This window comes from Pseudomonas danubii, assembly GCF_042980055.1.
GTDB lineage: Bacteria > Pseudomonadota > Gammaproteobacteria > Pseudomonadales > Pseudomonadaceae > Aquipseudomonas > Aquipseudomonas danubii.
Window position 1 is genome coordinate 908,818 of sequence record NZ_CP116502.1, and the last position, 21,067, is coordinate 929,884.

Below are 21,067 nucleotides of genomic sequence, written 5' to 3' on the forward strand. Positions count from 1 at the left end.
CCGCCCCGGTGTGCCGTGGCCTGGCAAGCGCAACGGCACTGGCGCCAGTTTTTTGCCCCGATCGCCATGCAGCCTGCGAACAATAGGTTTAGGCTTGGCCCTTTCATTTGACGAGCATCAAGCGGGTAAAAGCCTTGATACGTCAGACTAGGACGCTATAGCCGCAGGACGCAGAACACATGTCGACGAACCACCGTTCTTCCCGCCTTTTCGCTGTCTCCCTCTTGATTCTGTTGCTCGCCGCTGGTGGCTTCGGTTACTGGAAATCCCTCCAGGATCGTCTGCCGGAAGGGCTGAGCATGGGCAATGGCCGTCTCGAAGCCACTGAGGTGCAGATCGCCAGCAAGATTCCCGGACGCCTGGCGGAAGTGCGGGTCAATGAAGGCGACAAAGTGCTCCAGGGCCAACTTCTGGCCCGGATGGATACCCGCACCCTGGAAGCCCAGCGCAGCCAGGCCGAAGCCGAAGTGCTGCGCGCCCGGGAAAACCTCTCCGCCGCAGAAGCCAACGTGCAACTGCGCCAGAGCGAATTGCTCCTGGCCAATCAGGAACTCAAGCGCTCCCAGGAACTGTTCAGGCGCGGCTTCGCCAGCCAGCAGATCATCGATCAGCAACAGGCACGGCTGAACACCGGCAATGCCGCCGTGCTGGCGGCCCAGGCCCAGGTAGCGGCGGTCAAGGCCGCTATCGGCGCCGCCCTGGCCCAGGTTGCTCAGCTCACCAGCGAGATCGACGACAGCAGCCTGCGAGCCCCCATCGACGGCATCATCCAACTGCGTCTGGCCGAGCCTGGCGAAGTCCTGGGTGCCGGCGGCCGAGTACTGCTGTTGATCGATCCCAATGACCAATACATGAACCTCTACTTGCCAGCCTCGGTCACCGGGCGCCTGACGGTGGGCGATGAATCGCGGATTGTTCTCGACGCCCTGCCCAACCAGCCACTGCCGGCAAAGATCAGCTTCGTCGCGGCCAAGTCGCAGTTCACCCCCAAAGAAGTGGAAACCCGTGACGAACGCCAGAAACTGGTATTCCGGGTCAAGGTGCGCCTGACTCAACCCGCCGCCGTGCCCCAGGCCAAACCGGGGATGCCCGGTGCCGGTTATGTGCGCACAGCCACCGTGGACTGGCCGGCTAACCTGCAATGAATGCCCTGGCGCTGCACGCCACCGGCATCAGCCATCGCTACGGTGCCCAGCAGGCTCTGATCGACATCAGTTTCAGCCTGCCGGCAGGCACACGCTGCGGCCTGATCGGTCCTGACGGTGCCGGCAAGTCGAGCCTTCTCGGGCTGATTGCCGGGGTCAAGAAGCTTCAGCAAGGCGAGCTCGAGGTACTCGGCGGAGCCATCTCCCAGCGCCGCCACCGCAGAAGCCTATACCCGCGCATCGCCTTCATGCCCCAGGGGCTGGGGGGCAACCTGTATCCCGACCTGTCCATCAGCGAGAACATCCGCTTCTTCGCCACCCTGTTCGGCCTGCCACGTGACGAATGCGACCAGCGCATGCACAGCCTGTTGCTGGCCACCGACCTGCTGCGCTTTGCCGAACGCCCGGCGGGCAAGCTGTCCGGTGGGATGAAGCAGAAACTCGGCCTGTGCTGCGCGCTGATCCACGAACCGGATCTGTTGATCCTCGACGAACCCACCACCGGGGTCGACCCGCTTTCCCGCCGACGCTTCTGGGAACTGGTGGAGGATGTACGCCAGCAACGACCACAACTGACCCTGTTGGTGGCCACCGCCTACATGGAAGAAGCCGAACAGTTCGAGCATTGCCTGATGCTCGACCAGGGCAAGTTGATCGCCCAAGGCCTGAGCCGGGAGCTGGCGCAGGTAACGGGCAGCGGCAAGCTGGACGATGCCTTCACTCACTACCAGGGCGACAGCGGCCATGACAATCAGCCACTGGTGATCCCGCCACGTTCTGGCGATAACCAGGACATCGCCATCGAGGCCCACGAGCTGACCCTGCGCTTCGGCGACTTCACCGCCGTCAACAAAGTCAGCTTCGCCATCGGTCGCGGGGAGATCTTCGGCTTCCTAGGCTCCAACGGCTGCGGCAAGACCACCACCATGAAGGTCCTCACCGGGCTGATGCCCGCCACTGAAGGCAGCGCCAAGTTGCTGGGCAATCCGGTGGACGCCAAGGACCTGGCCACCCGCAAGCGGGTCGGCTTCATGTCCCAGAGTTTTTCCCTGTACGGCGAACTCAGCGTGCGCCAGAACCTGGAGCTGCATGCCCGCCTGTTCGACCTGCCGAAAGCCGAGAGCGGCCCACGCATCGAGGAGCTGATCCAGCGCTTCGATCTGGGCGCAATCGCCGAGCAGCAATCCGGCGCCCTGCCCCTGGGTCTGCGCCAGCGCCTGTCCCTGGCCGTGGCGGTGCTGCACCGCCCGGAAGTGCTGATCCTCGACGAACCCACGTCAGGGGTGGATCCGGCAGCCCGTGACGACTTCTGGCGACTGCTGATCGAACTATCCCGGGAACAGGGCGTGACCATCTTCCTGTCCACTCATTTCATGAACGAAGCCCAGCGCTGCGACCGCATTTCGTTGATGCACGCCGGCAAGGTACTGGCCTGTGACACACCAGCGGCGCTGCAACAGCAGTTTTCCGGCGACACCCTGGAAGCCGCCTTCGTCCGCTGCCTGGAAGAAGCCCAAGGAGCCGCGGATGCAGCGCCACCTCCTCCGGCGGCTGCCTCCAGCCACGCCATCGCGCCTCCGCGCTCGGGCCTGAGCCTGGCCCGGCTGCTGGCGGTGGCCACCCGGGAAGGCAAGGAGCTATTGCGGGACAAGGTGCGCTTGGGCTTTGCCCTGCTGGGGGCGATCTTCATGATGGTGATCTTTGGCTACGGCATTTCCCTGGATGTGGAAAAGCTCGCCTTCGCCGTCTACGACCAGGATCAGACGCCGCAAAGCCGCGCCTATCTGGAGGCTTTTCGCAGCTCACGCTACTTCGAGGAAAAACCCACCATCCGCAGCTCCGCCGAACTGCATCGGCGCCTGCAGCGCTCGGAGATCAAGCTGGCCCTGGAAATCCCGCCCGGCTTCGGCCGCGACCTGTATGCCGGGCGCCAACCGACGGTGGCCGCCTGGCTGGACGGCGGCATGCCGTTTCGCGCGGAAACCAGCCGCAACTATGTCGAGGCGGTACACCAGGCCAACCTCGAACTCCTGGCCGAACACAGCAGCCCGGCACTGAACACAAGATCCGCCGCCAAGCTGGAAACACGCTTTCGCTACAACCAGGACGTGGTCAGCGTCAACGCCATCGGGCCCGGGGTCATGGCGCTGATCCTGGCGTTCATTCCGGCCATGCTCACCGCCCTGGGCATCGTTCGCGAGAAGGAACTGGGCTCGATCACCAACTTCTATGCCACGCCCCTGACCCGCCTGGAGTTCCTCCTGGGCAAGCAGGCGCCCTACCTGGCCGTGAGCCTGATCAACCTGGGATTGCTGGTGGCCATGAACCGCTGGCTGTTCGGCGTGCCCTTCAAGGGCAGCGGACTGACCCTGGCCCTGGGCGGCGTCCTCTACGTGCTGGCCACCACCAGCATGGGCCTGCTGATCTCGGCCTTCACCCGCACCCAGATCGCGGCGATCCTCGGCACCATGATCATCACCAGCCTGCCGACCATCCAGTTCTCCGGGTTGATCGTGCCGCGCTCGTCCCTGGAAGGCTCGGCGGCGATCATGGGGCAATTGTTCCCCGCCGGTCACTTCCTCGACATCGCCGTCGGCACCTTCACCAAGGCCCTGGACCTGCGGGAGCTGTGGCCTCAGTGCCTGGCACTGATCGGGTTCTTCCTCGGTTTCACCGGGCTTAGCCTGGTCATGTTGAAAAAGCAGGAGGTCTGATGAACAGGCTCGCCCATATCCTGCGCCTGGGTCTGAAGGAGCTCACCAGCCTGCGTCACGACAGTGTCTTGCTGTTGTTCCTGTTCTACGCCTTCACCGTGGCCATCTACCTGCCGGCAGCCGGCTCGGTCATTGGCGTACACAACGCCAGCGTGGCCCTGGTGGATGAAGACCACAGCGCACTGTCACGACAATTGGCAGAGGCCCTGCAACCGCCGGAGTTCCAGAACCCGGTCGCCCTGCCCTACGACCAACTGGACAAGGTGATGGACAGCGGCCAGTACACCTTCGTGATCAACATCCCTGCCAACTTCCAGAGCGACCTGCTGGCCGGCCGTCAGCCGGCGGTGCAGGTCAACGTCGACGCCACCGCCATGAGCCAGGCGTTCATGGGCGCCGGCTACATTGGCCGAATCTTCCAGCGCGAGTTGCTCAACTATGCCAACCAAGCGGATGCCGCGAGCAAGGCCCCGGCCCTGCTGACCACCCGCGCGCTGTTCAATACCAACCTGGAGGGAGGCTGGTTTCTGGCGGTGATCCAGATCGTCAACAACATCACCATCCTGGCCATCGTGCTCACCGGAACCGCGCTGCTGCGCGAGCGCGAGCACGGTACCCTCGACCACTTGCTGGTACTGCCGCTGACGGCCCTGGAGATCATGCTGGCGAAAATCTGGAGCAATATGCTGGTGGTGGTGCTGTGCACCTGGATATCGCTGGAGGTGATAGTCAAAGGCGTGCTGGGCGTGCCGCTGGCGGGCTCGATGGGGCTGTTCCTGATGGTCACCGCGTTGTATCTGTTCGCCAGCACCGCACTGGGGATCTTCCTTGCCACCCTGGCCCGCTCCACCCCGCAGTTTGGCCTGCTGGCGATCCCGGTGATCATTCCGATGCTGCTACTGTCCGGTGGCAGCACACCGCTGGACAGCATGCCGCAATGGCTGCAATGGGTGATGCAGGGCTCGCCATCAACGCACTTCGTCAGCCTCAGCGCAGCGATCCTGTTTCGTGATGCGGGCGTCAGTGTGGTCTGGCCCGACCTGCTGGCCCTGGCGACGATCGGTCTGCTGTTCTTCGCCATTGCCCTGGCGCGCTTTCGCAAAAGCCTCGCCTCATGAACCACACGCTGTAGGAGCCGACTGGCCGGCGAAAGGGCCCTCAAGCCCCACGTCGCCCTCTCGGAAGCCTTCGCTGGCCAGCCAGCTCCAACAGCTGAGCGTTACTGGATGATCAGGTTGTTGAACAACAGGTCTTCCACCACCGGCTTGCCGGTTTCGTCATTCATGACTTGCTGCACCTGCTTGAGGGCTTCCTGGCGCAGCTTTTCCTTGGCCTCGACGTTGTTCATGGTGTCGACGGTCTGCTGGGCAAACAGCGCCACCAACTGATTGCGGATCAGCGGCTCATTGGCCTTGACCGCCTGGGCCGAAGCGTCGCCGGTCACCCGCAGGGCCACGTCAGCCTTGTAGACCTTGAGCTTGGGGCCGCCATCCAGGCCGTAGTTACCGACAAAGGGCGGGCTCAGACTGATGTAACTGACTTTCGGTGCTTCGCCTTCTTTAGCCTCTTCAGCCCCGGCTGCCATCGGCAGGGAGAGGGCCAGCAGCAACATGATCCACGCTTTCACAATTCGCTCCTTAATCCGGTTTGCGGCCTAGCATAAAGGCCCGCCCGCCTGAGCCCAAGCACAAGCTTATGGCTGCCCATCAGGGCCGGGCATGCTCGTTGACCGCCTGATTCACACTCCTACACTTATCGGCCACCACTCCCAAAGGAATAGCCCTGATGAAAGCCGTGCTGTGCAAAGCCTTCGGCCCCGCCGAAACGCTGGTGCTGGAAGAGGTCGCAAGTCCCGTGCCGAAGAAGAACGAGGTCCTGCTGGACGTGCATGCCGCAGGGGTGAATTTTCCGGACACCCTGATCATCGAGGGCAAATACCAGTTCAAGCCACCCTTCCCCTTCTCTCCAGGCGGCGAAGCGGCCGGCGTGGTCAGCGCAGTGGGCGAGAAAGTCAGCCATCTCAAAGCCGGCGACCGGGTCATGGCCCTGACCGGCTGGGGCAGTTTTGCCGAACAGGTGGCGGTGCCGGGCTACAACGTATTGCCGATTCCCGCCGCCATGGACTTCAACACCGCTGCCGCCTTCAGCATGACCTACGGCACCTCGATGCACGCCCTCAGGCAACGGGGCAACCTGCAGCCCGGTGAGACCCTGCTGGTGCTCGGTGCCTCGGGCGGGGTCGGGCTGGCGGCGGTGGAGATCGGCAAGGCCATGGGCGCCCGGGTGATCGCCGCCGCCAGCAGCGCAGAAAAGCTCGCCGTGGCCAAGGCCGCCGGTGCCGATGAGCTGATCAACTACAGCGAAAGCAACCTGAAGGACGAGATCAAGCGCCTGACCGATGGCAACGGTGCCGACGTGATCTACGATCCGGTGGGCGGTGATCTGTTCGACCAGGCCATCCGCTCCATTGCCTGGAATGGCCGCTTACTGGTGGTGGGCTTTGCCAGCGGACGCATTCCCGAATTGCCGGTGAACCTGGCGCTGCTCAAGGGCGCGGCGGTGGTGGGGGTGTTCTGGGGTTCCTTCGCTCAGCGCCAGCCTCAGGACAACGCGGCCAATTTCCAGCAGTTGTTCGAATGGTTCGCCGCGGGCAAGCTCAAGCCGCTGGTGTCCCAGGTTTATCCTCTGACGGCAGCCGCCCGGGCCATCGATGATCTGGGTCAGCGCAAAGCGGTGGGCAAAGTCGTGGTGCAGGTCCGCTGAGGCCAGCTTCCGTCAATAGGCCACAACACCCTTGCAGCGCTTGAGCCGTGCCTCCAGGTTGCGATCCGGCATCGCGTGGCTGCGCAGGGCTTGAATGGTCTGTTCAACATAATCGCGGGTGGTGCCATAACGCCCGCAAGCGCTTTCGAACACCTGGCTCAGTACATGATCCGGCAGATTGCCGGCATAGCTGGGCAGGTGCCGCTCCAGCACAAAACCCAAGGCCTGAACCTGACTGCCATCCTCGAGACGGCAGTTGAGCCAGTGCGGACGGTAAGAGGGATAAGGCATTTCACGCTGCCACAGGGCATACAACGAGGCATCCAGATGCTCCTCCGGCAGCCGGTAGGCGAAGCCGCTGCAGGAACCGCCACGATCCAGGCCAAACACCAGCCCCGGCAGTTCAGGCGTGCCGCGATGCTCGTGGGACCACAGGTACAGACCGCGATGATAACCATGCACCCGGCCACGCATGCGCTCGACCGCCGAACACTCCGGGCGCCAGATCAATGAACCGTAGGCGAACAGCCAGACCGGGCCGCCCTTGTGCCGGGCCATGGTGGACTGCATGGAGCTGAGAAGTTGTTCGTGGGTCAGCTGCGGCCCCAGATCGAGCCGCGGAGGGTAAGCCAGATTCAGATAACTGGATTCAAGGGCTGTCATGGCGAATAGCGTTCGGCTCCCCGCGTAAAAGAAGTTACTTAATAGAACGCTTGGCAGTAACTACAAGACACATAAGTTTCAAGGCAAGTTAAGTGCCACTAGAGCAGCACTCAAGTTGAAGGCTTATATATAACCTACCGGCATTTATTTAATTAGATAAATACCGATGGGCTATATACAGAGTTATAACGAAGGGCACGGACCCGATGCAGTCAGGGCCGCGGGGCGTAGGCGAATACGTCCGCACGCATCTGATGGGCATCCATCCCGGCATTCACCAGAGCGTCCAGGGTGGCGTAGATCATGGCTGGCGAGCCACTGGCGTAGACATGCACCGACGACAGGTCGGTGATGTCCTCGCAAACCGCCTCATGCAGCATGCCGCAGCGCCCCTCCCAACCGCACAGGTCGCTGACCACCTTGTGCAGATAGAGATTGGGCAGTTGCTGCCACTCATCCCAGTGTTCCAACTGATAGAAATCTTCCGGCCGGCGTACGCCCCAATACAGGTGCACCGGATACTTGAAGCCTTTGGCCCGGCAGTGCTCGATCAGGCTGTGCATCTGCGCCATACCGGTACCGGCAGCGATCAGCACCAGCGGGCCCTGCGGCAACTCGGCCAGGTGAGTGTCGCCAAAAGGCAATTCGACCCGAGCCATGCGGTTGCGCTGCAACTGCTCCATCAAGCTCTGCGCACTGTTTTCGCGCACCAGCACATGCAGCTCCAGATCACGTCCGCAATGGGGCGCTGAAGCCAGGGAGAAGGCCGACTTCTCGCCGTTATCCCGCTCCAGCATCAGGTACTGGCCCGCATGATAGCGGGGTGGCTTGCCGGCCGGCGCCCGCAGCCTGACCCGCCAGACATCGCCGCCGACCTCAAGGCACTCAGTGAGCTGACACGACAAGCTGCGCACCGGCAACTCTCCCAGCGCAAGGACGCCATCCCACAGCACAATGCAGTCTTCCAGCGGCTCTGCAATGCAAGTGTAGAACTCACCATGATCACGCACATCGCCGGCTTGCTGCACACTGCCCTCCACCAGCAGGGCCGCGCACACGTGACAGTTGCCATTGCGGCAGCTCTGCGGGCATTCATAGCCCAAGCGCCGCGCCGCATCGAGAATCCGCTCGCCGGGCAGCGTCTCAAGCACCGCTCCGGAGGGCTGCAAGGTTACACGCATCAATCTATTCCTAACTGATTCCAGATGGCATCGATCCGGCGGGTGACCGCCTCATCCTTGACGATGACCCGGCCCCACTCTCGGGTGGTTTCTCCGGGCCACTTGTGGGTGGCATCGAGCCCCATCTTCGAGCCCAGGCCGGACACCGGCGAGGCGAAGTCGAGGTAGTCGATCGGGGTGTTGTCGATCATCACCGTGTCGCGCTTGGGGTCCATGCGCGTGGTGATGGCCCAGATCACGTCGTTCCAGTCCCGGGCATTGATATCGTCGTCGGTGACGATAACGAACTTGGTGTACATGAACTGTCGCAAAAACGACCAGACACCCAGCATTACCCGCTTGGCGTGGCCCGGGTACTGCTTCTTCATGGTCACCACCGCCATGCGGTACGAGCAGCCTTCTGGCGGCAGGTAGAAGTCGGTGATTTCCGGGAACTGCTTCTGCAGGATCGGCACGAAGACTTCGTTCAGCGCCACGCCGAGAATCGCTGGCTCATCCGGCGGCCGGCCGGTGTAGGTGCTGTGATAGATCGGCTTGATGCGATGGGTGATGCGCTCCACGGTGAACACCGGGAAGCTGTCGACTTCGTTGTAGTAGCCAGTGTGGTCGCCGTACGGGCCTTCGTCGGCCATCTCGCCGGGATGGATCACCCCTTCAAGGATGATTTCGGCGGTGGCCGGGACTTGCAGGTCGTTGCCACGGCACTTCACCAGTTCGGTGCGGTTGCCCCGCAGCAGGCCGGCGAAGGCATATTCGGAGAGGCTGTCCGGCACCGGGGTCACGGCGCCCAAGATAGTTGCCGGGTCCGCGCCCAGGGCCACGGACACCGGGAACGGCTGGCCCGGGTGCTTCTCGCACCACTCGCGGTAATCCAGGGCGCCGCCACGATGGCTCAACCAGCGCATGATCACCTTGTTGCGGCCGATTACCTGCTGACGATAGATGCCCAGGTTCTGCCGGTCCTTGTTCGGCCCCTTGGTCACCGTCAGGCCCCAAGTGATGAGCGGACCGACGTCGCCTGGCCAGCAGGTCTGCACCGGCAGCATGCCGAGGTCGACGTCGTCGCCTTCGATCACCACTTCCTGGCAGACCGCATCCTTGACCACCTTGGGCGCCATGGAAATGATCTTGCGGAAGATCGGCAGCTTGGACCAGGCATCCTTCAAGCCCTTGGGCGGCTCCGGCTCCTTGAGGAAGGCCAGCAGCTTGCCGATCTCGCGCAGCTCGCTAACGGCTTCGGCGCCCATGCCCAGGGCCACGCGCTCGGGCGTGCCGAACAGGTTGCCGAGCACGGGGATGTCATAACCGGTGGGGTTTTCAAACAACAGGGCCGGGCCTTTGGCACGCAAGGTGCGATCGCAGACCTCGGTCATTTCCAGCACTGGGGACACCGGAACCTGGATGCGCTTGAGTTCGGAGCGCTGTTCCAGGCCGCTGATAAAGTCGCGCAAGTCGCGATACTGCATGCGTGAGCCTCGTTTTCGCCGTGGCATTCGGGGCAGGCAGTTTAGCGCCGAACCCACAGGTTCAGAATAGAGAATGTCAGATAGCAAAAAGCCGGGTTTCCCCGGCTCTTGCTGGCCTGATCGATTTACTTGCGCTTCATCGACAGGAAGAACTCATCGTTGGTCTTGGTCTGTTTCAGCTTGTCGACCAGGAACTCGATGGCAGCGACTTCATCCATAGGATGCAGAAGCTTGCGCAGGATCCACATGCGCTGCAGCTCGTCGTCGGCCGTCAGCAACTCTTCACGGCGGGTGCCGGAGCGGTTGATGTTGATCGCCGGGAAGACGCGCTTTTCAGCGATCTTGCGATCCAGGGGCAGTTCCATGTTGCCGGTACCCTTGAACTCTTCGTAGATCACTTCGTCCATCTTCGAGCCGGTTTCAACCAGCGCGGTGGCGATGATGGTCAACGAGCCGCCTTCTTCGATGTTCCGCGCGGCGCCGAAGAAACGCTTCGGTTTCTCCAGGGCGTGGGCATCCACACCACCGGTCAGGACCTTGCCGGAGCTCGGGATCACGGTGTTGTAGGCACGGGCCAGACGGGTGATGGAGTCCAGCAGGATCACAACATCCTTCTTGTGTTCGACCAGGCGCTTGGCCTTCTCGATCACCATCTCGGCCACTTGCACGTGACGGGTTGGCGGCTCGTCGAAGGTGGAGGCAACCACTTCGCCGCGCACAGTGCGCTGCATCTCGGTCACTTCTTCCGGACGCTCGTCGATCAGCAACACGATCAGATGAACTTCAGGGTTGTTGCGGGTGATGTTCGCAGCAATGTTCTGCAGCATGATGGTCTTGCCCGCCTTTGGCGGAGCAACGATCAGACCACGCTGGCCTTTACCGATCGGAGCGCACAGGTCGATGACACGACCGGTCAAGTCTTCGGTGGAACCGTTACCGGCTTCCATCTTCATGCGCACGGTCGGGAACAGCGGCGTCAGGTTCTCGAACAGAATCTTGTTCTTGGCGTTCTCGGGACGGTCGTAGTTGATGGTATCGACCTTGAGCAGCGCGAAGTACCGCTCGCCTTCCTTCGGAGGGCGGATCTTGCCAACGATGGTGTCACCGGTGCGCAAGTTGAAGCGACGGATCTGGCTTGGCGAGACGTAGATATCGTCCGGGCCGGCCAGGTAGGAGGCGTCGGAGGAGCGGAGGAAGCCGAAGCCGTCCTGGAGGATCTCCAGCACGCCATCACCGGAGATTTCCTCACCGCTTTTCGCGTGCTTTTTCAGCAGGGAGAAAATCACGTCCTGCTTGCGCGAACGGGCCATATTTTCTATGCCCATCTGTTCGGCCAATTCGAGCAGTTCGGTAATCGGCTTTTGCTTGAGTTCAGTCAGATTCATATAGGAATGACGTAATCATTTATAGAGGGGGGAAATTAAGCTTTTGGCTTAATGAGGCCGCGCCGCAGAGAAGGCGACAGGATCGCGTACTTATTCGAAAAGGAGAGCGTCGGCGACGGCTTGCAGGGGGCACTGGAGAAACCAATGCGGGGCCGAATGTAACACCTGAGTTTCGGAGCGTCTAGCCCTCAATTACGAAAAAGCCCCGCGTTTTGCGGGGCTTTTCCAGGGCACTGAAAATCGACGCTTAGATGTTAGCGTCGAGGAACGCTGCCAACTGCGACTTGGACAGTGCGCCGACCTTGGTGGCTTCGACGTTGCCGTTCTTGAACAGCATCAGGGTCGGGATACCACGCACGCCATGCTTGGCCGGGGTTTCCGAGTTTTCGTCGATGTTCAGCTTGGCAACGGTCAGTTTGCCCTTGTAGGTTTCAGCAATTTCGTCCAGAACCGGAGCGATCATTTTGCATGGGCCGCACCACTCAGCCCAGTAGTCGACCAGTACAGCGCCTTCGGCTCTGAGTACGTCGGCCTCGAAGCTGGCATCGCTGACGTGTTTGATAAGATCGCTGCTCATGGAATTCTCCAGGTTGTAAGCAAAAAAACGTGGCCCATCATATCCGCCCTTCCCGCGTTCAGGAAGCCGGAGATGATTAACTCTAACTATGGTGCCCCATGAGTTTGGGTATAGCTCAGCTCACGAAGATGTGGGGGTGACAAAGGCGATTCCAGTGCGCAGAGCGGCATTGCGCACATGCTCCTGCATGGCCTTTTGTGCCGCCCCCGAAGCGTGCCGGGCCAGGGCGCGGAGGATCTTGCGGTGCTCCTGCCAAGTCTCCATGGCCCGCTCGGGTCGGATGAACGGTAGTTTCTGACTTTCCAGGAAGATCTCGGCGCTGGTGCTGAGGATGCTCAACATCGCCTGGTTGCCACTGGCCAGGAGGATCTTCTGGTGGAACTCGAAATCCAGCCGCGCCGCTGCCTCGAAATCCCCGACCCGCAATTGGCGACGCATGGCCTCGACATTGTCTTCCAGGGCATCCAGCTCATCGGCGGTCAGGGTCACCGCCGCCAACCCCGCGGCAAACCCCTCCAGGGCATAGCGCAACTGAAAGATATCCACAGGCGAAGCCTGAGCGGCGAACGGCCAACTCAAGCCGGCACCGGCTGCCGCTGCCTCGGGAGCCTGGACGAACACCCCCTTGCCCGGCTGCACACTGATCACCCCCAGCGCGCTCAAGGATGACAGCGCCTCACGCAGCGACGCCCGACTGACCCCCAACTGCAGCGCCAGATCCCGCTGCGAAGGCAGCGCATCACCGGGGCCGAAGCCCTGCTCGCTGATCAACTGGCGAATGGCTTGCAGCGCCACTTCGGGTACGGCACGGGTAATCGAATTCATGGGCTTGAGGCTGGCCGGTGCAGGAAAAGCTCCCTTGTAAAGCTATTCGCCGAGCCCGGCAAGTCGTGCCCCAAGGGGGTTCGAGGGTACGACCCCATGCCCGATCCGAGTGCGAAAAAACACACAACTGTTCAGACCAGTAAGACCGACCAAAGCCAGTAAAACCCCTATTTCCAGGGCCTTTTCCGCGTGTTGGCATGGCCTGTGCTCTGTCGCCACACAGAAACCACTTCCCACGATTTGCGGAGATTCGCCATGACCAAACGCTGTAGCGCCCTGCTCTCTGCCCTGTTTGCCAGCCTGCTGCTGGCCCAGGCCCCAGCCCAGGCCAATGCCCTGGACGACGTGGTGGCCCGCGGCACCCTCAAGGTCGCCGTGCCTCAGGACTTCCCGCCCTTCGGCTCGGTAGGCCCGGACATGCAGCCCCGTGGCCTGGACATCGACACCGCGCGCCTGCTGGCCGAGCAGCTCAAGGTCAAGCTGGAGCTGACCCCAGTCAACAGCACCAACCGCATTCCGTTCCTCACCACCGGCAAGGTGGATCTGGTGATCTCCAGCCTCGGCAAGAACCCGGAACGGGAAAAGGTCATCGACTTCTCCAAGGCATACGCACCCTTCTACCTCGCAGTCTTCGGCCCGCCCGAGGCGGCCATCGCCGGCCTTGACGACCTCAAGGGCAAGACCATCAGCGTCACCCGAGGCGCCATCGAGGACATCGAGCTGAGCGCCGTGGCCCCACAAGGCGCGACCATCAAGCGTTTCGAGGACAACAACTCCACCATCGCCGCCTACCTCGCCGGCCAGGTCGACCTGATCGCCAGCGGTAACGTGGTGATGGTCGCCATCAGCCAGCGCAACCCGAAACGCATCCCGGCGATGAAGATCAAGCTCAAGGACTCCCCAGTCTACGTCGGCGTCAACAAAAACCAGCCGGAGTTGCTGGACAAGGTCAACCAGATCCTCAGTGCCGCCAAGGCTGACGGCGCCCTGGAGAAGAATTCCCAGTTGTGGCTCAAAGAGCCGCTGTCGGCTGACCTCTGATCGGCGCCCCGGAGCTTGAGCATGGCTTATCAGTTCGACTTCCTGCCGGTGCTGGACAATACCGGCCTGCTGCTACGCGGCGCCCTGTTCACCCTGGAGTTGACCGCCATAGGCACCCTGCTGGGGGTCAGCCTGGGGATAGCCGGAGCCCTGGTACGGGCCTGGAAGATCCAGCCCCTGGCGGCGATCTTCGGCGTCTACGTCGAGCTGATCCGCAACACGCCGTTCCTGGTGCAGTTGTTTTTCATCTTCTTCGGCCTGCCATCCCTGGGCCTGCAGATCTCCGAGTGGCAGGCGGCGGTGCTGGCGATGGTGATCAACCTCGGCGCCTACTCCACGGAAATCATCCGCGCCGGTATCCAGGCCATTCCCAAGGGCCAGCTGGAAGCCGCCGCAGCCCTGGCCATGAGCCGCTTCGAAGCCTTTCGGCACGTGGTGCTGCTGCCGGCCCTGGGCAAGGTCTGGCCGGCCCTGTGCAGCCAGATCATCATCGTCATGCTGGGCTCGGCGGTGTGCTCGCAGATCGCCACCGAGGAGCTGAGCTTCGCCGCCAACTTCATCCAGTCGCGCAACTTCCGCGCTTTTGAAACCTACGCCCTGACCACCCTGATCTACCTGTGTATGGCCCTGCTGATCCGCCAATTACTGAACTGGTTCGGCCAACGCTACATCCTGAGGAACGGCCGATGAGCGACTTCACCTTCTGGGACATCCTGCGCAACCTGCTCAGCGGCCTGCAGTGGACCCTGTTGCTGTCCCTGGTGGCCTTTGTCGGTGGCGGCCTGATCGGCCTGCTGGTCATGACCCTGAGGATCTCCGACAAGACCTTTGCCCGCGCCTTCGCCCGCACCTATATAGAACTGTTCCAGGGCACACCGCTGTTGATGCAGTTGTTCCTGGTGTTCTTCGGTATTGCCTTGCTGGGTGTGGATATCTCGCCCTGGCTGGCGGCCGCTATCGCCCTGACCCTGTTCACCAGCGCCTACCTGGCGGAGATCTGGCGCGGTTGCGTCGAGTCGATCCCCCACGGGCAGTGGGAAGCCTCGTCGAGCCTGGCGCTCAATCCCTATGAACAGCTGCGCTACGTGATCCTGCCGCAAGCGCTGCGTATCGCCGTGGCGCCCACCGTGGGTTTTTCGGTGCAAGTGGTCAAAGGCACCGCGGTGACCTCGATCATCGGTTTCACCGAGCTGACCAAGACCGGCGGCATGTTGGCCAATGCCACCTTCGAACCCTTCATGGTCTACGGCCTGGTGGCCCTCGGTTACTTCCTGCTCTGCTACCCCCTGTCCCTCAGCGCGCGCTACCTGGAAAGGAAACTGCATGCCTCTGCTTAGAATCTCCGCCCTGCATAAATATTACGGCGAGCACCATGTGCTCAAAGGCATCGACCTGAGCATCGAGGAGGGCCAGGTAGTGGCAATCATCGGTCGCAGTGGCTCGGGCAAGAGCACCCTGCTGCGCACCCTCAACGGCCTGGAGTCGATCAACGACGGGGTGATCGAGGTCGACGGCGAGTACCTGGACGCCGCCCGCGCCGATCTGCGCAGCCTGCGACAGAAGGTCGGCATGGTGTTCCAGCAGTTCAACCTGTTCCCTCACCTGACCGTGGGCGAGAACGTGATGCTGGCCCCGCAAGTGGTGCAGAAGGTGCCCAAGGCCCGGGCTGCCGAACTGGCGCGGCAGATGCTGGCCCGGGTTGGCCTGGCGGAGAAGTTCGATGCGTTTCCGGATCGACTGTCCGGCGGCCAGCAGCAACGGGTCGCCATTGCCAGAGCCCTGGCGATGTCGCCCAAGGTGCTGTTGTGCGATGAGATCACCTCGGCCCTGGACCCGGAACTGGTCAATGAAGTGCTCAGCGTGGTGCGCCAGCTGGCCCGGGACGGCATGACCCTGATCATGGTCACCCATGAGATGCGCTTTGCCCGGGAAGTGGGCGACAAGCTGGTGTTCATGCACCAGGGCAAGGTGCATGAAGTGGGAGATCCCAAGCAGCTGTTCGCTCATCCGCAGACCGCCGAGCTGGCGAACTTCATTGGCAGCACCGAGCAGGCTTGAGGCTCCAGTGTCGTAGGAGCCGGCTGGCCGGCGCACTGCGACAGCACAGCCTGCCAAGGGTTTTATGCGTTGAATCAACGCATTGGACACTGCGCGTTGGCGCGAGCCGTTGATCGTGGCAGGATGGCGAGGTTATCGACCGAGACCCCCAACCATGCCCCAATCCCAAGCCAAGAATCTGTCCCTGATCGCCGCGATCGATCTGGGCTCCAACAGCTTTCACATGGTCGTGGCCAAGGCCCGGAACGGTGAAATCCGCATTCTCGAGCGGCTCGGTGAAAAGGTTCAACTGGCCGCCGGAATCAACGAAGAACGCCAGCTCAACGAAGAATCCATGCAGCGCGGGCTCGACTGCCTCAAGCGCTTCGCCCAACTGATCAACGGCATGCCGCCGGGCACCGTACGCATCGTCGGCACCAACGCCCTGCGTGAAGCCCGCAACCGTGGCGAGTTCATTCGCCGCGCCGAGGAGATCCTCGGCCACCCGGTGGAGGTCATCTCCGGCCGTGAAGAGGCCCGACTGATCTACCTTGGGGTGTCCCACACCCTCGCCGATACCCCGGGCAAGCGCCTGGTGGCCGACATCGGTGGCGGCAGTACCGAGTTCATCATCGGTCAGCGCTTCGAGCCCCTGCTGCGGGAAAGCCTGCAGATGGGCTGTGTCAGCTTCACCCAGCGCTATTTCCGCGATGGCAAGATCACCCCGGCCCGCTACGCCCAGGCCTACACCGCCGCGCGGCTGGAGATCATGAGCATCGAACATGCCCTGCATCGCCTGACCTGGGACGAAGCCATCGGCTCTTCCGGAACCATCCGCGCCATTGGCCTGGCCCTCAAGGCCGGCGGCCAGGGCAGTGGCGAGGTCAACGCCGAAGGCCTGGCCTGGCTCAAGCGCAAGCTGTTCAAGCTGGGGGATGCCGAAAAGATCGACTTCGAAGGCATCAAGCCCGATCGGCGGGCGATCTTCCCGGCGGGCCTGGCGATTCTCGAAGCCATCTTCGACGCCCTGGAACTGCAGCGCATGGACCACTGCGAAGGCGCCCTGCGTGAAGGCGTGCTCTACGACCTGCTGGGCCGCCATCATCACGAAGACGTCCGTGAACGTACCCTCAGCTCGCTGATGGAGCGCTACCACGTGGATCTGGAGCAAGCCTCGCGAGTCGAAGGCAAGGCCCTGCGCGCCTTCGACCAGGTGGCGGCGGACTGGGACCTGGAGGACGGTGTCTGGCGCGAGCTGCTGGGCTGGGCCGCCAAGGTCCACGAAGTGGGGCTGGATATCGCTCACTACCACTACCACAAGCATGGCGCCTACCTGATCGAGCACTCGGACCTGGCCGGCTTCTCCCGAGAAGACCAGCAGATGCTGGCGCTGCTGGTGCGCGGCCACCGCCGCAACATTCCCAAGGAGAAATTCGCCGAGTTCGGCGATGACGGCATCAAGCTGATCCGCCTGTGCGTACTGCTGCGCTTTGCCATCCTGTTCCACCACATCCGTGGCACCCAGCAGATGCCTCAGGTGAGCCTGAGCGCCGAAGGCGACCATCTGGATGTGGAGTTCCCGGAAAACTGGCTGGATGAAAACCAGCTGACCCAGGCCGACTTCGCCCTGGAAGCCGAATGGCTGACCCGGGTCGGCATCGTACTCAACGTTCGCTGACCTGCCACGGACCTGTAGGAGCCGGCTTGCCGGCGAAGAGGCCGCGAAACCTTGCATCGCTCTCGGGGACGCCTTCGCTGGCAAGCCAGCTCCTACAGCCTCTTGCAAACCACAATAAAAAGGCCAGCCCGATGATCGGGCTGGCCTTTTTATTAGCTATGACGCTTGAGGCGCTTAGCGCACCGGCAACACCGGGCTGCCAAGACGCTCCAGCAAGGTCGCCTGGGCACTGCGCGGGTTCTGGTTGCCGGTCGGCGTGTTGCGGATGTAACGACCGTCAGACTGCAGGCTCCAGCTGTGGGTGTTGTCGGTGAGATAACTCTCCAGCTCTTTCTTGACCCGCAGGATCAGCTTCTTGCCTTCCACCGGGAAGCAAGTCTCGACCCGCTTGTCGAGGTTGCGCTCCATCCAGTCGGCACTGGAAAGGAACATCTGCTCCTCGCCGCCGTTGAGGAAGTAGAACACCCGAGTGTGCTCCAGGAAGCGGCCGATGATGGAGCGCACATGGATGTTGTGCGACACCCCGGCAATCCCCGGACGCAGGCAGCACATGCCGCGCACCACCAGATCGATGCGCACGCCGGACTGACTGGCCTTGTACAGCGCGCGGATGATTTTCGGATCGGTCAGCGAGTTGAACTTGGCGATGATGTGCGCCGGCTTGCCGTCCAGGGCGAACTGGGTCTCCCGGGCGATCATGTCGAGCATGCCCTTTTTCAGGGTGAACGGTGCATGCAGCAGTTTCTTCATACGCAGGGTCTTGCCCATGCCGATCAGCTGACTGAACAGTTTGCCGACGTCTTCGCACAAGGCATCGTCGGAGGTCAGCAGGCTGTAGTCGGTGTACAGGCGGGCGTTGGCCGCGTGGTAGTTACCGGTGCCCAAATGCGCATAGCGCACGATCTCGCCGGCCTCGCGACGCAGGATCAGCATCATCTTGGCGTGGGTCTTGAAGCCCACCACGCCGTAGATCACCACCGCGCCGGCCGCTTGCAGGCGGCTGGCCATCTGCAGGTTGGACTCTTCGTCAAACCGCGCGCGAAGTTCGATCACCGCGGTGACTTCCTTGCCGTTGCGCGCCGCGTCCACCAGGGCGTCGACGATCTCCGAGTTGGCGCCACTGCGGTACAGGGTCTGGCGCACCGCCAGCACATGCGGGTCCTTGGCGGCCTGGCGCAGCAGGTCGACCACCGGGGTGAAGGACTCAAACGGGTGCAGCAGCAGGATGTCCTGTTTGCTGATGACGCTGAAGATGTTCTCGCTGTTCTGCAGCAGCTTGGGGATCTGCGGGGTGAACGGGGTGTATTGCAGCTCCGGATGACTGTCCAGGCCGGTGATGCTGAACAGCCGCGTCAGGTTCACCGGACCGTTGACCTGATAGAGCTCGGTCTCGTGCAGGTTGAACTGCTTGAGCAGGTAGTCCGACAGATGTTTCGGGCAAGTGTCGGCCACTTCCAGACGCACCGCGTCACCGTAGCGACGGGAGAACAACTCGCCGCGCAGAGCGCGGGCCAGGTCTTCGACGTCCTCGGTGTCCACCGCCAGGTCGGCGTTACGGGTCAGGCGGAATTGATAGCAGCCTTTGACCTTCATGCCCTGGAACAGGTCATCGGCGTGGGCGTGGATCATCGACGAAAGGAACACATAGTTGTCGCCAGGGCCGCCGACTTCTTCCGGAACCTTGATGATGCGCGGCAACAGACGCGGCGCCGGAATGATCGCAAGGCCCGAATCGCGGCCGAAGGCATCGATGCCTTCCAGCTCGACGATGAAGTTCAGACTCTTGTTCACCAGCAGCGGGAACGGGTGCGTCGGGTCGAGGCCGATGGGGGTGATGATTGGCGCGATCTCGTCGCGGAAGAAGCGCCGGACCCAGGTCTTGAGCTTGGTGGTCCAGTGACGGCGACGGATGAAGCGAATCTGATGCTTCTCCAGTTCCGGCAGCAGAATGTCGTTGAGGATCGCGTACTGGCGATCGACATGACCATGCACCAGCTCGCTGATGCGGGCCAGGGCCTGGTGCGGTTGCAGGCCGTCGGCACCGGCCTGTTCCCGGGCAAAGGTGATCTGCTTCTTCAGGCCCGCGACACGGATCTCGAAGAACTCGTCCAGGTTGCTGGAGAAGATCAGCAGGAACTTCAGGCGTTCCAGCAGCGGGTAGGATTCGTCCAGCGCCTGTTCCAGCACGCGGATATTGAACTGCAGTTGCGAGAGTTCGCGGTGAATGTACAGGCTGCTGTCATCCAGGTTGGGGATGACAATGGCCGGCGTCGGTTGCACCTCGGCCACTACGGGCACGGGCTCGAGCTCCGGCGAGGTTTCAACCACTGGCTCGACCACCGGCTGAGCGTCTTTTACGGCAACTTCTGAGAGTCCTTCAGTATTCATCGCGTGTTCCTGGGAGGGCTATTTTTGCTCTCGTAACAATTGAGCAGCACGAACGGCAAAGTAAGTCAGGATGCCATCAGCACCTGCACGTTTAAAAGCGGTCAGGGATTCAAGAATAACCCCTTCACCCAACCAGCCATTCTGGATCGCCGCCATGTGCATGGCGTATTCGCCGCTGACCTGATAGACAAAGGTCGGCACCTTGAATTCATCCTTGACCCGAAAAAGGATATCCAGGTACGGCATGCCCGGCTTGACCATGACCATGTCCGCCCCTTCCGCCAGGTCCGCCGCCACTTCATGCAGGGCTTCGTCACCATTGGCCGGGTCCATCTGGTACGAGGCCTTGTCGGCCTTGCCCAGGTTCAGCGCCGAACCCACCGCATCGCGGAAGGGGCCGTAATAGGCGCTGGCGTACTTGGCCGAGTAGGCCATGATCCGCACGTTGACGTGCCCCGCCAGCTCCAGGGCTTCGCGGATCGCCTGGACCCGCCCGTCCATCATGTCCGACGGCGCCACCACCTGGGCGCCGGCCTCGGCGTGGGACAGGGCCTGACGCACCAGGGCATCGACGGTGATGTCGTTCTGTACATAACCTTGTTCGTCGAGGATGCCGTCCTGGCCATGGGTGGTGAACGGGTCCAGGGCCACATCGGTGATGACGCCCAGCGCCGGGAAGCGCTCGCGCAAGGCGCGGGTGGCACGCTGGGCAATCCCTTCAGGGTTCCAGGCCTCGGCCGCATCCAGGGACTTGAGCCCGGCCGGCGTCACCGGGAACAGCGCCAGGGCCGGAATCCCCAGCTCGACCCAATGCGCCGCCTCTTCCAGCAACAGGTCGATGGTCAAGCGCTCCACGCCCGGCATCGAAGCCACCGCCTCACGGCGATTCTCACCGTCGAGCACAAACACCGGCAGGATCAGGTCGTCCACGCTCAGCCGGTTTTCGCGCACCAGACGGCGCGAGAAATCATCACGGCGGTTACGCCGCAGACGAGTGGCAGGGAACAGGCGGCTGGCAGGGGTAAAGCTCACGGCGGACTCCAGGGCCCGCGCTGGCGGGCGAGCGTGACAGTTATAAGCGGGCATTATGACGAACAGATGACAGTTGTGCTCAAGCTGTTGACCGACAGCAACACTCATTGTCATTGGCCCAATTGTTCACGTCGAGACACATTTCGATACTTTCCCCAACGTCGTCGAAGGG

General features: G+C 62.3%; 18 protein-coding genes. 9 read left to right on the forward strand and 9 right to left on the reverse strand.

Annotated features, from left to right (window positions below; genetic code table 11):
- Nucleotides 1–179 precede the first annotated feature (179 nt).
- Genes PFZ56_RS04325 through PFZ56_RS04335 form a run of 3 tightly spaced genes read left to right on the forward strand, consistent with a single transcriptional unit; the run spans nt 180 to nt 4,977 of the window.
- A complete protein-coding gene (locus tag PFZ56_RS04325; protein WP_102862190.1) occupies nt 180–1,145 on the forward strand; it encodes an HlyD family secretion protein in 966 nt (321 codons plus the stop codon).
- Complete coding sequence (gene rbbA, locus PFZ56_RS04330; RefSeq protein ID WP_296415732.1) at nt 1,142–3,859, forward strand: ribosome-associated ATPase/putative transporter RbbA; 2,718 nt, start codon at nt 1,142–1,144, stop codon at nt 3,857–3,859. Before PFZ56_RS04325 ends, rbbA begins: the two co-directional genes overlap by 4 nt.
- The gene (locus tag PFZ56_RS04335) at nt 3,859–4,977 is read left to right on the forward strand and encodes an ABC transporter permease (protein WP_115581180.1); all 1,119 of its coding nucleotides are present in this window, start codon (nt 3,859–3,861) and stop codon (nt 4,975–4,977) included. Before rbbA ends, PFZ56_RS04335 begins: the two co-directional genes overlap by 1 nt.
- Nucleotides 4,978–5,078: 101 nt before the next feature.
- Here the strand turns inward: PFZ56_RS04335 and PFZ56_RS04340 are convergent, their stop codons facing one another.
- Nucleotides 5,079–5,486 (reverse strand): flagellar basal body-associated protein FliL, encoded by a 408-nt coding sequence (locus PFZ56_RS04340; protein ID WP_102862193.1) that lies wholly within the window; start codon nt 5,484–5,486, stop codon nt 5,079–5,081.
- Nucleotides 5,487–5,644: 158 nt separating this feature from the next.
- Here PFZ56_RS04340 and PFZ56_RS04345 point away from each other — a divergent pair, with 158 nt between their 5' ends.
- Nucleotides 5,645–6,622 carry an NADPH:quinone oxidoreductase family protein gene (locus PFZ56_RS04345; RefSeq protein ID WP_170002966.1) on the forward strand — a complete coding sequence of 326 codons (978 nt, stop codon included), beginning with the start codon at nt 5,645–5,647 and terminating at the stop codon, nt 6,620–6,622.
- Between the two features lie 12 nt (nt 6,623–6,634).
- On the opposite strand, the gene PFZ56_RS04350 is transcribed toward PFZ56_RS04345, so the two are convergent.
- The 6 genes from PFZ56_RS04350 to PFZ56_RS04375 all read right to left on the reverse strand — a co-directional run bounded on the left by PFZ56_RS04350 (nt 6,635) and on the right by PFZ56_RS04375 (nt 12,719).
- On the reverse strand, nt 6,635–7,285 hold the full coding sequence (locus tag PFZ56_RS04350) for a gamma-glutamylcyclotransferase (protein WP_102881240.1): 651 nt from the start codon (nt 7,283–7,285) through the stop codon (nt 6,635–6,637).
- Nucleotides 7,286–7,497: 212 nt separating this feature from the next.
- Nucleotides 7,498–8,466 carry a CDP-6-deoxy-delta-3,4-glucoseen reductase gene (locus PFZ56_RS04355; protein ID WP_102862196.1) on the reverse strand — a complete coding sequence of 323 codons (969 nt, stop codon included), beginning with the start codon at nt 8,464–8,466 and terminating at the stop codon, nt 7,498–7,500.
- A complete protein-coding gene (ubiD, locus tag PFZ56_RS04360; RefSeq protein ID WP_011064155.1) occupies nt 8,466–9,932 on the reverse strand; it encodes a 4-hydroxy-3-polyprenylbenzoate decarboxylase in 1,467 nt (488 codons plus the stop codon). The genes PFZ56_RS04355 and ubiD overlap by 1 nt, the downstream gene beginning before the upstream one ends.
- A gap of 125 nt (nt 9,933–10,057) precedes the next feature.
- Nucleotides 10,058–11,317: a transcription termination factor Rho gene (gene rho, locus PFZ56_RS04365; RefSeq protein ID WP_017125454.1), complete on the reverse strand. Its 1,260-nt coding sequence runs from the start codon at nt 11,315–11,317 to the stop codon at nt 10,058–10,060.
- Nucleotides 11,318–11,564: 247 nt separating this feature from the next.
- A complete protein-coding gene (gene trxA / locus PFZ56_RS04370; RefSeq protein WP_102881241.1) occupies nt 11,565–11,894 on the reverse strand; it encodes a thioredoxin TrxA in 330 nt (109 codons plus the stop codon).
- A gap of 120 nt (nt 11,895–12,014) precedes the next feature.
- Nucleotides 12,015–12,719, reverse strand: a complete 705-nt coding sequence (locus PFZ56_RS04375; RefSeq protein WP_110652930.1) for a FadR/GntR family transcriptional regulator — start codon at nt 12,717–12,719, stop codon at nt 12,015–12,017.
- A gap of 255 nt (nt 12,720–12,974) precedes the next feature.
- Here PFZ56_RS04375 and PFZ56_RS04380 point away from each other — a divergent pair, with 255 nt between their 5' ends.
- From PFZ56_RS04380 to ppx, 5 genes are all read left to right on the forward strand, one after another.
- Nucleotides 12,975–13,760, forward strand: coding sequence for a transporter substrate-binding domain-containing protein (locus PFZ56_RS04380; RefSeq protein WP_170002964.1), 786 nt, complete (start codon nt 12,975–12,977; stop codon nt 13,758–13,760).
- Nucleotides 13,761–13,781: 21 nt separating this feature from the next.
- Nucleotides 13,782–14,450, forward strand: a complete 669-nt coding sequence (locus tag PFZ56_RS04385) for an amino acid ABC transporter permease (protein WP_102881243.1) — start codon at nt 13,782–13,784, stop codon at nt 14,448–14,450.
- Complete coding sequence (locus PFZ56_RS04390) at nt 14,447–15,097, forward strand: amino acid ABC transporter permease (protein ID WP_102881244.1); 651 nt, start codon at nt 14,447–14,449, stop codon at nt 15,095–15,097. Before PFZ56_RS04385 ends, PFZ56_RS04390 begins: the two co-directional genes overlap by 4 nt.
- A complete protein-coding gene (locus tag PFZ56_RS04395) occupies nt 15,084–15,818 on the forward strand; it encodes an amino acid ABC transporter ATP-binding protein (RefSeq protein WP_102862201.1) in 735 nt (244 codons plus the stop codon). Before PFZ56_RS04390 ends, PFZ56_RS04395 begins: the two co-directional genes overlap by 14 nt.
- A 154-nt stretch (nt 15,819–15,972) precedes the next feature.
- Nucleotides 15,973–17,475: an exopolyphosphatase gene (ppx, locus tag PFZ56_RS04400; RefSeq protein WP_102881245.1), complete on the forward strand. Its 1,503-nt coding sequence runs from the start codon at nt 15,973–15,975 to the stop codon at nt 17,473–17,475.
- A 174-nt stretch (nt 17,476–17,649) separates the two neighbouring features.
- Here ppx and ppk1 read toward each other — a convergent pair whose 3' ends face one another.
- Complete coding sequence (gene ppk1, locus PFZ56_RS04405; protein WP_102862203.1) at nt 17,650–19,863, reverse strand: polyphosphate kinase 1; 2,214 nt, start codon at nt 19,861–19,863, stop codon at nt 17,650–17,652.
- A gap of 18 nt (nt 19,864–19,881) precedes the next feature.
- Complete coding sequence (gene hemB, locus PFZ56_RS04410; protein ID WP_060841658.1) at nt 19,882–20,895, reverse strand: porphobilinogen synthase; 1,014 nt, start codon at nt 20,893–20,895, stop codon at nt 19,882–19,884.
- Nucleotides 20,896–21,067 lie beyond the last annotated feature (172 nt).